The sequence below is a fragment of the Pandoraea nosoerga genome, assembly GCF_902459585.1.
Taxonomy (GTDB): domain Bacteria; phylum Pseudomonadota; class Gammaproteobacteria; order Burkholderiales; family Burkholderiaceae; genus Pandoraea; species Pandoraea nosoerga.
On the sequence record NZ_CABPSC010000009.1, the window covers coordinates 26,298 to 39,033 of the forward strand.

The following is a 12,736-nucleotide window of genomic DNA, read 5'->3' on the forward strand; positions in this document are numbered from 1 at the left end:
GCGGTCGGACGCGTCTCTGCGCCAACTCGGTTTTTGCCCATTGGATAGACTCCCTCATCTCCTGGCGTAGAACCTCAATCTCCGCTGGCGACAGCTCTCGCACGCGCGGTTCACGGTCGTTCGTCATGGTCGTGTTCCTCTTTGGCCGGCCGTAGCCAAGGCATCGGCTTCGCTCAAGGCGTCCTCCTGGAAGGCTACCATGTGTTCCGCTTCGCCCTCGCTGATTTCGGCCCATATCCGCTTGACTTGGGCAGGACTGTAGCCGGATAGCTCGGCCGTCCTGGTGATGCTGTGGCCAGATCGGCGCAAGGCGATCACTTGGGCGCGGCGCTTCGGATCAGCACGTCGGCCCCGGTACTTGCCCGCGTCCTTCGCTAGCTTGATACCCTGGCGCTGCCGCTCGCGGCGGTCGCGGGCCATCTGCAGGGCTAGCTTCAACAGCATGTCCTGCACGGATTCCAGCACGATCCTGGCGACGCCCCGCGTCTCGGCCGCCAGCTCGGACAGATAGTACCACCTACCATGCCATACAAACGCCGTGCTTGGCGATGCGAAAATTTGCCAGACAGTGCCGGACCCAGAATAGAAAAAGCCCGCATTTCTGCGGGCTTACGTGTGTTTTGGTGCTTAACCGTGCCAGTCCATGCCGGACGTGGGATCACTCCCACTCGATCGTCGCAGGCGGCTTGCCCGAGATGTCGTACACCACTCGATTCAAGCCACGCACTTCGTTGATGATACGGTTCGAGACCTTGCCAAGCAGTTCGTGAGGCAGATGGGCCCAATGCGCCGTCATGAAGTCTTGCGTCTGCACCGCGCGCAGCGCCACTACCCACTCGTAAGTCCGGCCATCGCCCATCACGCCCACGCTCTTGACGGGCAGGAACACCGCGAACGCCTGGCTCGTCAGCTCGTACCACGTCTTGCCGCTGTTCGGCTCGATCGTGTTGCGCAGCTCTTCGATAAAGATCGCATCCGCGCGACGCAGCAAATCGGCGTACTCGCGCTTCACTTCGCCCAGAATTCGCACGCCCAGGCCCGGGCCGGGGAACGGGTGACGGTACACCATGTCGTGCGGCAGGCCCAACGCCACGCCCAGCTCACGCACTTCGTCCTTGAACAGATCTCGCAGCGGCTCGAGCAGCTTCAGACCCAGCGTCTGCGGCAAGCCGCCCACGTTGTGGTGGCTCTTGATCGTCGTCGCCTTCTTCGTCTTCGCGCCGCCCGACTCGATCACGTCCGGATAGATCGTGCCCTGCGCCAGCCACTTCGCATTCTTCAGCTTCTTCGCTTCGGCCTGGAACACTTCCACGAACTCGCGGCCAATGATCTTGCGCTTCTGCTCCGGATCCGTCACGCCCTTGAGGTGCCCCATGAACTGCTCGGACGCATCCACGTGCACCACCTTCGCGTGCAGACGGCCCTGGAACATGTCCATCACCATCTGGCCTTCGTTCAGGCGCAGCAGACCATGGTCGACGAACACGCACGTCAGCTGGTCGCCGATCGCGCGATGAATCAGCGCCGCGGCCACGCTCGAATCCACGCCGCCCGACAAGCCCAGAATCACTTCTTCGTCACCCACCTGCTCGCGGATCGCCTGCACGGCCTCCTCGATATGGTCGCGCATGATCCAGTCCGGCTTCGCACCCGCGATTTCCAGCACGAAGCGCTCGAGCAGCTCGCGTCCCTTCACGGTATGCGTGACTTCCGGGTGGAACTGCACCGCGTAGTAATGACGCTTCACGTCCGCCATGCCCGCGATCGGGCAACTCGGCGTGGACGCCATCAAGGCAAAGCCCTCCGGCAGCCGCGTCACCTTGTCGCCATGGCTCATCCATACCTTGAGCATGCCGTGGCCCTCGGGGGTGCGGAAATCCTCGAGACCATCGAGCAGCGGCGTATGGCCATGCGCACGGACTTCCGCATAACCGAACTCGCGATGGTTGCTGGCTTCGACCTGACCGCCCAGTTGCACCGTCATCGCGAACATGCCGTAGCAAATGCCCAGCACCGGCACGCCCAGATCCCAGACAGCCTGCGGCGCGCGCAGGTCCTGATCTTCGTAGGTACTCGCGTGGCTGCCCGACAGAATGATCGCCTTCGGATTGAACTCGCGGATGAATTCGTCCGTAACGTCGTTCGGATGGATCTCGCAGTAGACGTGCGCCTCGCGAACGCGGCGTCCAATGAGCTGGGTGACTTGCGAGCCGAAGTCAAGAATGAGGATTTTGTCGTGCATCGTGAGGTACGGATGAAGTGGATTCGTTGGACGTCGGCGCCGTGGCCGAAGGCACGGGCGTGACAATGCCGGTGGCGCCCACGGGCGCGACCGGCGTGGTGTGGGCGGACGCCCCCACCGGCGTTTCCATGCGCGGCTCGGCGCGCCGGCCCTGGGGGTCGCCGTCGACGCCCCGGGCATCGGAGTATTCGTTGCCCGTATTGCGTAGGTCGCGTGGATCGCGCGGGTCGCGGCGGCCGTCGCTCACGACCCCGCCGCGCACGCGCTCGCCCGCCTGCTGCGCCGCCAGCACGCGCTCTTTCGTGCGCACGCTCGAGGCGAGCTTGACGAGGATGGCACCCGTCACCAGCAACACGGCGCCGAGCGCGGGCATCAGCAACTTGCCCCCGCCCGTGACCGCCAGTTGGCCGGAGATCAGCCAGCCCAGCACGAACGCACCGATCACCCAGTTGATATGCCCCGTCACTTTCGCGACGGTGGCCGTCAACTGGCCGTTCACGGTGGCGTGCCATTGCAGCCAGGCCACGCCGATGAAGGCCACGCCGAGCGCCTGCGCATACAGCACGGGCGACGGCGCGGGCACTTCGATGGCCGCGTACAGCGATGACCAGAACGAGGCGATCAATAACACACCGAGTGCCAGATTGAGCGCTGCATCGAGGAACAGGACCGTACGCAACATGGCCTTCATGGGCGATTACTCCACGTGGTAGTTGGGGGCTTCCTTCATGATCTGGACGTCATGCACGTGCGATTCGCGCATGCCGGCGGCCGTGATTTCGACAAACTCTGCCTTCTCGTGCAGATCCTTGATCGTCGGGCAGCCGAGATAACCCATCGACGAACGGATGCCGCCGGTCAACTGGTGCAGGATCGCGTTCACGCTACCCTTGTAAGCCACGCGGCCTTCAATGCCTTCGGGCACGAGCTTGTCCGCGTTGTTGGCCGGGTCCTGGAAGTAACGGTCGGCCGCGCCATCCTTCATCGCCCCCACCGAGCCCATGCCGCGGTAGCTCTTGTACGAGCGGCCCTGGTACAGGAACACTTCGCCCGGCGCCTCTTCCGTGCCGGAGAACATGCTGCCCATCATCACGGTGTGCGCGCCGGCGGCCAGCGCCTTGGCAACGTCGCCCGAGTAACGAATACCACCGTCGGCGATCAACGGCACGCCCGAATCCTTCAGGGCTTCCGCCACGTTTGCGATGGCCGTGATCTGCGGCACACCCACGCCGGCGACGATACGCGTCGTGCAGATCGAGCCCGGGCCGATACCGACCTTGACGGCGTCGGCGCCGTGCTCAACGAGCGCCAGCGCAGCGCTTGCCGTGGCAATGTTGCCGCCGACCACTTCGATCTGCGGGAAATGCTTCTTGACCCACTGCACGCGATCGAGCACGCCCTGGCTGTGGCCGTGAGCCGTGTCGACCACGATCACGTCGACGCCCGCGGCGACGAGCAGTTCGACGCGCTCCTCGTTCTCCGGGCCCACGCCCACGGCCGCGCCGACGCGCAGCTTGCCGTGTTCGTCCTTGCTTGCGAGGGGGTACTCGGTCGCCTTCGTAATGTCCTTGACGGTCATCAGGCCGCGCAACTCGAAGGCATCGTTGACCACCAGCACGCGCTCGAGGCGGTGGTCGTGCATCAGACGCTCGGCGTCGGCCGGCGATGCGCCTTCGCGCACCGTGATGAGCTTGTCCTTCGGCGTCATGATCACGCGCACCGGCTCGTCGAGGCGAGTCTCGAAACGCAGATCGCGGTTGGTGACGATACCGATGAGCTGAGCGCCCTCCACGACCGGGAAACCGGAAATGCCATGCTGGCGCGACAGCGCAATGACATCGCGCACTTTCATGTGCGGCGGGATCGTGATCGGGTCACGCAAAACGCCCGATTCAAAGCGCTTCACTTTCGAGACTTCCCGCGCCTGCTCGGCCGGCTTCAAGTTCTTGTGAATAATGCCGATACCGCCCTGTTGCGCCATGGCGATGGCCAGACGCGCCTCGGTCACCGTATCCATGGCGGCCGACAACAAAGGCATGTTCAGGGTGATGTTGCGCGTGAGCTTGGTTTTCAGGCTGGTGTCGCGCGGGAGAACGGCGGAGTACGCCGGGACGAGGAGCACGTCATCGAAAGTGAGTGCTTTTTGGATCAGACGCATGGCAAATCCTATAGGCGCAAAACCGAATTATACAGAAATCGCGCGCGGCATGGAGCGTCTGCCCCACATGTCAAGGGGCTTTTTCCCCGACGCCCGAATCGACCGGTCGGCGGCGCGCCGGGTGCCGGATTTCACAATAGGGCGCGACGGCCCCATGCTATTCTTGCGCCCTTCCTGCACCGGCCTCACCCGCCTCACCGGCGGCACCTGCAGCAATCCCGGCGCCGCCGCTGGCCGACGTGCCCGTCGTTCGGCCAGCCCTACGCTTTCGCCGGCGGGCCCAGGCGGATGCGGAATATCGACCTCTCGACACTCTCAACATCACGAACCACGGACGCGACTTCATGGGGCAAGGCATTTCGTATGGACTGGCGGCGGGCGCGTTATGGGGGCTGGTCTTCCTCGCCCCGCGCCTGCTGCCCGGCTTCTCGCCGCTCGAACTGTCGGCCGCTCGTTACGTACTCTACGGCGTAGTATCGGCGATGCTGCTCGCGCCGCTCTGGACGCGCCTGCGCCGGTCCGTCACCACAAACGACTGGCAGGCGTTATTCCGACTGAGCCTCGTCGGCAACCTCGTCTACTACCTGTTCGTTGCCGGCTCGGTACAGATGGCCGGCGTGGCGCCGGCCTCGCTCATCGTTGGCGTACTGCCGGTGACGGTGACGCTCGTCGGCAGCCGTGACCAAGGCGCCCTGCCCCTGTCTCGGCTGGCCGGGCCGCTCCTGCTCGTGGCCGCCGGCATCGTCTGCATCAACGTCGACGTGTTTGCCCACGCCACGCAAACCGGCGGGGACTGGCGGCTGACGCTCGTCGGCATCGTCTGCGCCGTGGGGGCGCTTGCCAGCTGGACCTGGTACGCGGTGGCCAACGCCCGCTATCTGTCCCGTTTCGGACACTTCACCAGTCAGGAATGGTCGCTACTGACCGGCGTCGCGACCGGGGTGCTGGCATTGGGACTCGCCATCGTGGCCGCGCTCGTGCCGCATCCGGCGACCGCCGGCGCGCCGCGCGACTGGCCGATGTTTCTGGGGGTGAATATTGCTGTGGCGGTGGGCGCGTCGACCATCGGCAACGCATTCTGGAATGCCGCCAGCCGGCGCCTGCCGCTCACGCTCTCGGGCCAGTTGATCGTATTCGAAACGCTCTTCGCGCTGCTGTACGGCTTTCTCTATGAACACCGGCTGCCGCGTCCGCTGGAAGTCGCCGCCATGGTGCTGTTGCTCGCGGGGGTGAGCGCGTCGGTGCGCCTGCATGCACGAGGGGCGCACTAGGCAACGGTCAGCGGGCGAACGAGTGACGACCGGGTGGAGAGCGGGTGGAGAGCGGGCAATGACCGAGTGGCGATCGGGTGGCGGCCGCGTAGCGCCCCGGGGTACGCTCCTCGAACGGTGCCCGCGGGGCGTTCAACCGCTGCGGCGGCTACCGAGCCACTTCTGGCCCTCGCGACTGCCCTCGTTGCGCACTTTCTCGACGCGCCGTTGTCGCGCCACCTTCGGATCGGCTTTGAGCGGACGATAGATTTCGACACGGTCGCCGGCTTCGACGAGCGCGTCCAGCGCCCGTACCTTGCCGAACACGCCAGTCTTCATCCGCGCCAGATCGAGTTCGGGATACCGCAGCAGCAAGCCGCTGCGCTCGATGGCATCGCCGACGGTGGCACCTTCGGGCAGTTCCAGCACCACGATGGTCTGCTCGGCTGGCAACGCGTAACAGACTTCCACCTTCATCTCACCTGGCATAGACGGTCTCCGCGCGTTTGACGAACGCGTCCACGAACGTATTGGCGATGTGGCTGAAGACCGGCCCGATGACCTTTTCGAGCAGGAAATTCGCAAATTCGTAGTGCAGGGAAAACTCGATCTTGCAAGCGTTCTCGCGCAGCGGCGTGAATTTCCACGTGCCATGAAAGCGCTTGAACGGCCCTTCGACAAAGGTCATCTGAATGGAGTGCGGACGCTCCTGGACATTGCGCGTCGCGAACGAATGCTTCAGGCCCTTGAAGTCGATAATCAGCGACGCCTCCATGCTGTGCTCGTCCTGGTGCCGAATGTCGACACCGCCACACCACGGCAGGAACTTGGGATAGTCGGCGACATTGGTCACCAGATCGTACATCTGCGCAGCAGAGAAATGCACGAGAACGGTTTTACTGACTTCGGCCATCGTCTGTCGGGCGAGGTCAGCGTGGACGCGTCGCGTATCGGTGCCTGGTCAATCCACCGATCCTCAATGACTACGCGTCGCTGGCCGCCTCTTGCCGAGACTCTTTGTTAAAATCACCATTTTACCCGAGCCCGCCTCACCGGGTCCGACCAAGTTACCCGCCAAGGATCCATGAGTATCATCGACAACAAGAAAGCCTTCTTCGACTACTTCATTGAGGAGCGATACGAAGCCGGGATCGCGCTCGAAGGCTGGGAAGTCAAGGCCATTCGCGCCGGGCGGGCGCAGATCAAGGAAGGTTACGTCGTCATCAAGGAAGGCGAGATCTTTCTTATCGGCACGCACATCAGTCCGTTGCCCACGGCGTCGACGCACATCAAGCCCGACCCGGTGCGCACGCGCAAGTTGCTGCTCAAGGCCGACGAGATCAAGAAGCTCATTGGCAAAGTCGAGCAGCGCGGCTATACGCTCGTGCCGCTGAACCTGCATTACAGCAAGGGGCTCGTCAAGGCGGAAATTGGCCTTGCCAAGGGCAAGAAGCTGCACGACAAGCGCGAGACCGAGAAAAAGCGCGACTGGGAACGCGAAAAGGCGCGCCTTATGCGCACGCCGACCTGAACAGCCGGGCGGCGGCGCGAGGCACGGCACCGGCGCCGGTATGCGTCACTATCAAAGGAAAACGGCCCGAATGGGCCGTTTTTTTTGAGCGGAGATGGCGCCGCCGCGGAAGCCGTACACCGGAAACCGGCGTCGCCGTCGCACGCCCGGCGCTTATCGATTGCGGGCAGTCATCGGCAGCCCGCAGCTCGTTGCCCGCTATGCGCCATCGGGCTCAGCGGCGCACGCTCGAATTACCGAAGCCGCCGACACCGCTGTCGGCAGCGACGCTCGAACCGCCTTCCGTCCCACGAACGATCTTGAGCGCCGCGGCGATCATGCCGCTCATGTCGGTCAGATTCCCCGGCACGATCAGCGTGTTGTTCGTCTTCGCGATCTTGCTGAATGCGTCGACATACTGCTCGGCCACCTTCAGGTTGACGGCTTCCATACCGCCCTGCGTCTGAATCGCCGTCGCAATCTTGTGAATGGCCTCGGCGTTGGCCTCCGCCACCGCCAGAATCGCCGCCGCTTCACCCTGCGCCTGGTTGATCGCCGCCTGACGCTCGCCTTCCGACTTCTGAATGGCCGCTTCGCGCGCCCCCGACGCCAGGTTGATCTGCTCCTGCTTCTTGCCCTCGGACGCCGCAATCAGCGCCCGCTTTTCGCGCTCGGCCGTGATCTGCGCCTGCATGGCGTGCAGGATTTCCTTCGGCGGTGTCAGGTCCTTGATCTCGTAACGCAGAACCTTTACGCCCCAGTTCGACGCCGCTTCGTCCAGCGCATTGACCACGCTGTGGTTGATGAACTCGCGCTCCTCGAATGTCTTGTCGAGTTCGAGCTTGCCGATCACGCTACGCAGCGTCGTCTGCGCGAGTTGCGTGATCGCGACGATGAAGTTGCTCGACCCATACGACGCCTTCATCGGGTCCGTCACCTGGAAGTACAGAATGCCGTCGACCTGCAACTGCGTGTTGTCCTTGGTGATGCAGATCTGGCTCGGCACGTCGAGCGGCACTTCCTTGAGCAAGTGCTTGTACGCCACACGGTCCACGAACGGCACGACGATTGAGAGCCCCGGCGTGAGCGTCGCGTGGTACTTGCCCAGACGCTCCACCACCCAGGCGTGCTGCTGCGGCACGATCTTGATCGAGCGCGCCGCGATGACCACCGCGATGATGAAGATGATGAACGCGACGTTGGATAGATCGAACATAGTTTCCCCTGATGCGCCCGCCTCGCCGGCAGGCTGTTACCCCGATTTCCTGCGACCGTCCGCCGTTGCCTGCCGCACGGCGGGGCGCGCGCCTCGTCCGACACGTGCGCGCCGCATAAGTTGCCGGGCCGCGTTACGCCGCGACATTCGCCACATACAGGCGACTGCCGCGAACTTCCCGAATCACGAACCAGCCGGCATTGGGCAACTCGCCCGGCAACAGTTCGACGTCCCACTCCGCCCCGCGATACATCGCCCGTGCGCGGCCATCCCGCTGCCACGCTTCGATGCGCAATTGCTGACCGATATCGAGGTTCGTATTCGGGTCCGCCGCGGCGTCGGCCTTGATACCGCGACGCCCGAACCGGCTGCGCCGCAGCAGCCAGACCGCCACGCCCGCCACCACGGCCGCAACCACCCACTGCAGCGGCCACTCCACGCGAAACACCGCAGCAACGCCACCGGCGACCATGCCGAGCGCCACCATCAGGAGATAGAACGTTCCGCTTGCCAGCTCCAGTACCACCGTCAATCCGGCAACGCCGAACCAAAGCCAAGCCTGTTCCATCGCAACTCCCCGACATAAAAAAAAACCCCGGCGTGATACCGGGGTTTATAGCATGAAACCCACCGATCGGCGCGAGCTTCCCCTGGGGGAGCCACTGCCTTTCGGTGGCGTCCGAGTGCCGCTCGGACGCTTCCCAACCGGACCTCAGACGAGCCTCAATACGAGGCCCGGGACGAGGCCCAATACCAGCACAATACGGGGGGCTTCGTAGGTCTTACCTCGCCAGCTTGGCGAGTTGCTGCCACGTATCGATGACCGTATCCGGGTTGAGCGACATGGAAGCGATACCCTCCTTCGCCAGCCATTCGGCCAGGTCCGGATGGTCCGAGGGGCCTTGACCGCAGATGCCGACGTACTTGCCCTTGGACAGGCACGCCTTGATGGCGCGGCTCAGCATGAACTGCACGGCCGGATCGCGTTCGTCGAAGTCCTTGGCGAGCAGTTCCATACCGGAATCGCGGTCCAGGCCCAGCGTGAGCTGCGTCAGGTCGTTCGAACCGATCGAGAAACCGTCGAAGTACTCGAGGAACTCGTCGGCCAGAATGGCGTTCGACGGCACCTCGCACATCATGACGAGCTTCAGGCCGTTTTCGCCACGCTTCAGACCATAGCCGGCCAGCATGTCGACCACGCGCGCCGCCTGACCCAGCGTGCGCACGAACGGCACCATGATCTCGACGTTGGTCAGGCCCATTTCGTCGCGAACACGCTTGAGCGCACGGCATTCCATCTCGAACGCCTCGGCGAAGTCTTCCGAGATGTAGCGCGACGCGCCGCGGAAGCCCAGCATCGGGTTCTCTTCGTCGGGCTCGTAACGCGAGCCACCGATCAGCTTCTTGTACTCGTTGGACTTGAAGTCCGACAGACGCACGATGACGCTCTTCGGATAGAACGCCGCGGCAATCGTGGCGATGCCTTCCGCGAGCTTGTCGACGTAGAACGCGCGCGGCGACGCATGACCGCGAGCCACCGACTCCACCGCCTTCTTCAGGTCCGCATCGATGTTCGGGTACTCGAGAATCGCGCGCGGGTGCACGCCGATATTGTTGTTGATGATGAATTCCAGGCGGGCCAGCCCCACGCCTTCGTTCGGCAACTGCGCGAAATCGAAAGCCAGTTGCGGGTTGCCCACGTTCATCATGATCTTCACCGGGATCTTCGGCATTTCGCCGCGCTGGATCTCGGTCACTTCGGTCTCGAGCAGGCCGTCGTAGATCTTGCCTTCGTCGCCTTCGGCGCACGACACGGTCACGAGCGCGCCGTCCTTGAGCACGTCGGTCGCGTCACCGCAGCCCACGACTGCCGGCACACCCAGCTCACGCGCGATGATGGCGGCGTGACAGGTCCGCCCGCCGCGGTTCGTCACGATGGCCGAGGCGCGCTTCATCACCGGCTCCCAGTTCGGGTCGGTCATGTCGGCCACGAGCACGTCGCCCGGCTGCACGCGTTCCATCTCGCTCGGATCCATGATCACACGCACGGGACCGGCGCCGATCTTCTGTCCGATGGCGCGGCCCGTGGCCAGCACCGGCGCGTCGCCCTTGAGCTTGAAGCGCTGTTCGACCTTGCCGGCCGCCTGGCTCTTCACCGTCTCCGGGCGGGCCTGCAGAATGTAGATCTTGCCGTCCTTGCCGTCCTTGCCCCACTCGATGTCCATCGGACGACCGTAGTGTTTCTCGATGATCAGCGCGAACCTGGCGAGCTCGGCGCAATCGTCGTCGGTGATGGAGTAGCGGTTGCGCAGTTCCATCGGCACGTCGACGGTCTTCACGCGGCCCGGCTCGCCCGGCTGCGTGAACTCCATCTTCACGAGCTTCGAGCCCAACGTTCGGCGGATGATCGGATACTTGCCGGCTTGCAGCGTCGGCTTGAAGACGTAGAACTCGTCCGGATTCACGGCGCCCTGCACCACCGTCTCGCCCAGACCGTAGCTCGACGTGATGAACACCACGTCCTGGAAGCCCGACTCGGTGTCGATCGTAAACATCACGCCCGAGGCGCCGCAGTCCGAGCGCACCATGCGCTGCACCCCGGCCGACAACGCCACTTCGGCATGCGTGAAGCCCTTGTGGACGCGGTACGAGATCGCGCGGTCGTTATAGAGCGACGCGAACACGTGCTTCATGCGATCGAGCACGTCGTCGATGCCCACGACATTCAGATAGCTTTCCTGCTGACCGGCGAACGAGGCGTCCGGCAGGTCCTCGGCCGTGGCCGACGAGCGCACGGCGAACGACGCCTCGGGCTGATCGGCCGTCAGGCGTGCAAACTGCTCGCGGATGTCCTTCTCGAGCTGCGGCTGCAGCGGCGCGTCGACGATCCATTGACGGATTTCCGCACCGGCCTGCGCAAGCGCCTTGACGTCGTCGACGTCGAGACCCTCGAGGCGCTGGGCAATGCGCTCGGTCAGATTGTTGTGATGGAGGAACTCGCGAAACGCGTGAGAGGTCGTGGCGAAACCACCCGGCACGCGCACGCCTGCGCCCGCCAGCTGGCTGATCATCTCGCCAAGCGATGCATTCTTGCCGCCGACCGACTCGACGTCGGTCATGCGCAGATGCTCAAACGGCACCACGTAGGCGCCGTTGTGTGCTGCGTTAGTCATAAAAGCCCCTAAGGTAAGAAAAAAAATTCTCGGTGAACCGGCTGGGACTGACATGGGCCGATCGACCTGTTGGATAAGAAATCGCGCTTCGGCGGCGTCGAGCACCAGGGGCTAGCGCCCGACGACCTGCGTCCGGTTTCCGCGCCCCGGACTTCCCGCGGTGCCCCGCCGCACGGGGCTGGCGCCCGATCGCACGCGAGGGCCGCGCAATTGCTTATCCAACAAGTTGCCGCTATTCTACCGTGCAACGCACCATTTTGCGATTCTGCGCATGACCGACGCCCCCCATACCGGAAATTCCCCGACACCCGCCTCCGACAACGCTGCCGCCCCGGTCAGGCCGGTGTCCGCGCGCCCGGTATTCATCGTGTCCGACGGCACGGGGATCACGGCGGAAACGTTCGCGCACTCGATCCTCGCGCAGTTCGAAATGCGCTTCCGTCAGATCCGCGTTCCGTTCGTGGATTCCGTCGATAAAGCCTATGAAACGGCACAACGGATCAACGAAATGTATCGGACCGAGAATGTACGGCCGATCATCTTCAGCACCCTGGTCGACGCTCGCGCCAACGAGATCCTGCGCAACAGCTCGGGCGTGATCCTCGACATGTTCCAGACGTTCATCGAACCGCTGGAGCAGGAACTCGGCCTCAAATCGATGCACGCCATCGGGCGGGTTCACCAGAACGCCGACAGCGAGGCGTACAAGAACCGGATCGAGGCCGTGAACTTCTCGCTCGCCCACGACGACGGCCAGTCGAACAAGAACCTGGAGAGCGCCGACGTGATCCTCGTGGGCGTGTCGCGCAGCGGCAAGACGCCGACGACGCTCTACCTCGCCATGCAATACGGCGTGAAGGCGGCCAATTACCCGCTGATCCCGGAGGACTTCGAGCGCGAGAAGCTGCCCTCCACGCTCGACCAGTACAAGGACAAGATCTTCGGCCTGTCCATCGATCCGCAACGGCTCTCGGAGATTCGCAACGAGCGTCGGCCGGGCAGCAAGTATGCGTCGCTGGAGAATTGCCGCTACGAGGTCAACGAGGCCGAGGCGATGATGCGGCGCGAAGGCATCAAGTGGCTGTCCTCGACCCACAAGTCGATCGAGGAAATCGCCACGACCATCCTTCAGGAAATCAAGCTCGAGCGCGACGTCTACTGAGGGCACCGAGCCCGGGCGCCGGCTC

At 63.9% G+C, this 12,736-nt stretch carries 11 protein-coding genes and 1 pseudogene; 3 read left to right on the plus strand and 9 right to left on the minus strand.

Translation table 11 applies throughout. The features are described 5' to 3' along the window. Positions 1 to 123: 123 nt before the first annotated feature. The 4 genes from PNO31109_RS12635 to guaB all read right to left on the minus strand — a co-directional run bounded on the left by PNO31109_RS12635 (position 124) and on the right by guaB (position 4,400). The gene (locus PNO31109_RS12635; RefSeq protein ID WP_206111307.1) at positions 124 to 444 is read right to left on the minus strand and encodes a helix-turn-helix domain-containing protein; all 321 of its coding nucleotides are present in this window, start codon (positions 442 to 444) and stop codon (positions 124 to 126) included. Positions 445 to 658: 214 nt separating this feature from the next. Continuing rightward, a complete protein-coding gene (guaA, locus tag PNO31109_RS12640; protein WP_150555862.1) occupies positions 659 to 2,242 on the minus strand; it encodes a glutamine-hydrolyzing GMP synthase in 1,584 nt (527 codons plus the stop codon). Beyond that, complete coding sequence (locus PNO31109_RS12645; RefSeq protein WP_150555863.1) at positions 2,217 to 2,933, minus strand: hypothetical protein; 717 nt, start codon at positions 2,931 to 2,933, stop codon at positions 2,217 to 2,219. Before PNO31109_RS12645 ends, guaA begins: the two co-directional genes overlap by 26 nt. Before the next feature lie 6 nt (positions 2,934 to 2,939). Continuing rightward, entirely contained in the window at positions 2,940 to 4,400 is a 1,461-nt protein-coding gene (gene guaB / locus PNO31109_RS12650) for an IMP dehydrogenase (protein WP_150555864.1), read from the minus strand. A 344-nt stretch (positions 4,401 to 4,744) separates the two neighbouring features. Between guaB and PNO31109_RS12655 the strand changes: the two genes are divergently transcribed. Then, positions 4,745 to 5,671: a DMT family transporter gene (locus PNO31109_RS12655; protein WP_150555865.1), complete on the plus strand. Its 927-nt coding sequence runs from the start codon at positions 4,745 to 4,747 to the stop codon at positions 5,669 to 5,671. A gap of 132 nt (positions 5,672 to 5,803) precedes the next feature. On the opposite strand, the gene PNO31109_RS12660 is transcribed toward PNO31109_RS12655, so the two are convergent. After that, on the minus strand, positions 5,804 to 6,139 hold the full coding sequence (locus PNO31109_RS12660) for an RnfH family protein (protein WP_150555866.1): 336 nt from the start codon (positions 6,137 to 6,139) through the stop codon (positions 5,804 to 5,806). Beyond that, entirely contained in the window at positions 6,129 to 6,563 is a 435-nt protein-coding gene (locus PNO31109_RS12665; protein ID WP_150555867.1) for a type II toxin-antitoxin system RatA family toxin, read from the minus strand. The genes PNO31109_RS12660 and PNO31109_RS12665 overlap by 11 nt, the downstream gene beginning before the upstream one ends. 168 nt (positions 6,564 to 6,731) lie before the next feature. Here PNO31109_RS12665 and smpB point away from each other — a divergent pair. Further along, positions 6,732 to 7,181 (plus strand): annotated as a pseudogene (smpB, locus tag PNO31109_RS12670) (SsrA-binding protein SmpB); the annotation flags it as partial. Between the two features lie 214 nt (positions 7,182 to 7,395). Here the strand turns inward: smpB and PNO31109_RS12675 are convergent. From PNO31109_RS12675 to ppsA, 3 genes are all read right to left on the minus strand, one after another. Then, on the minus strand, positions 7,396 to 8,376 hold the full coding sequence (locus tag PNO31109_RS12675; protein ID WP_150555869.1) for an SPFH domain-containing protein: 981 nt from the start codon (positions 8,374 to 8,376) through the stop codon (positions 7,396 to 7,398). Between the two features lie 133 nt (positions 8,377 to 8,509). Next, a complete protein-coding gene (locus PNO31109_RS12680; RefSeq protein WP_150555870.1) occupies positions 8,510 to 8,944 on the minus strand; it encodes an NfeD family protein in 435 nt (144 codons plus the stop codon). 214 nt (positions 8,945 to 9,158) lie between these two features. Next, positions 9,159 to 11,549, minus strand: coding sequence for a phosphoenolpyruvate synthase (gene ppsA / locus PNO31109_RS12685; protein WP_150555871.1), 2,391 nt, complete (start codon positions 11,547 to 11,549; stop codon positions 9,159 to 9,161). 271 nt (positions 11,550 to 11,820) lie between these two features. Here ppsA and ppsR point away from each other — a divergent pair, with 271 nt between their 5' ends. Then, positions 11,821 to 12,711: a posphoenolpyruvate synthetase regulatory kinase/phosphorylase PpsR gene (gene ppsR, locus PNO31109_RS12690; protein WP_150555872.1), complete on the plus strand. Its 891-nt coding sequence runs from the start codon at positions 11,821 to 11,823 to the stop codon at positions 12,709 to 12,711. Positions 12,712 to 12,736 lie beyond the last annotated feature (25 nt).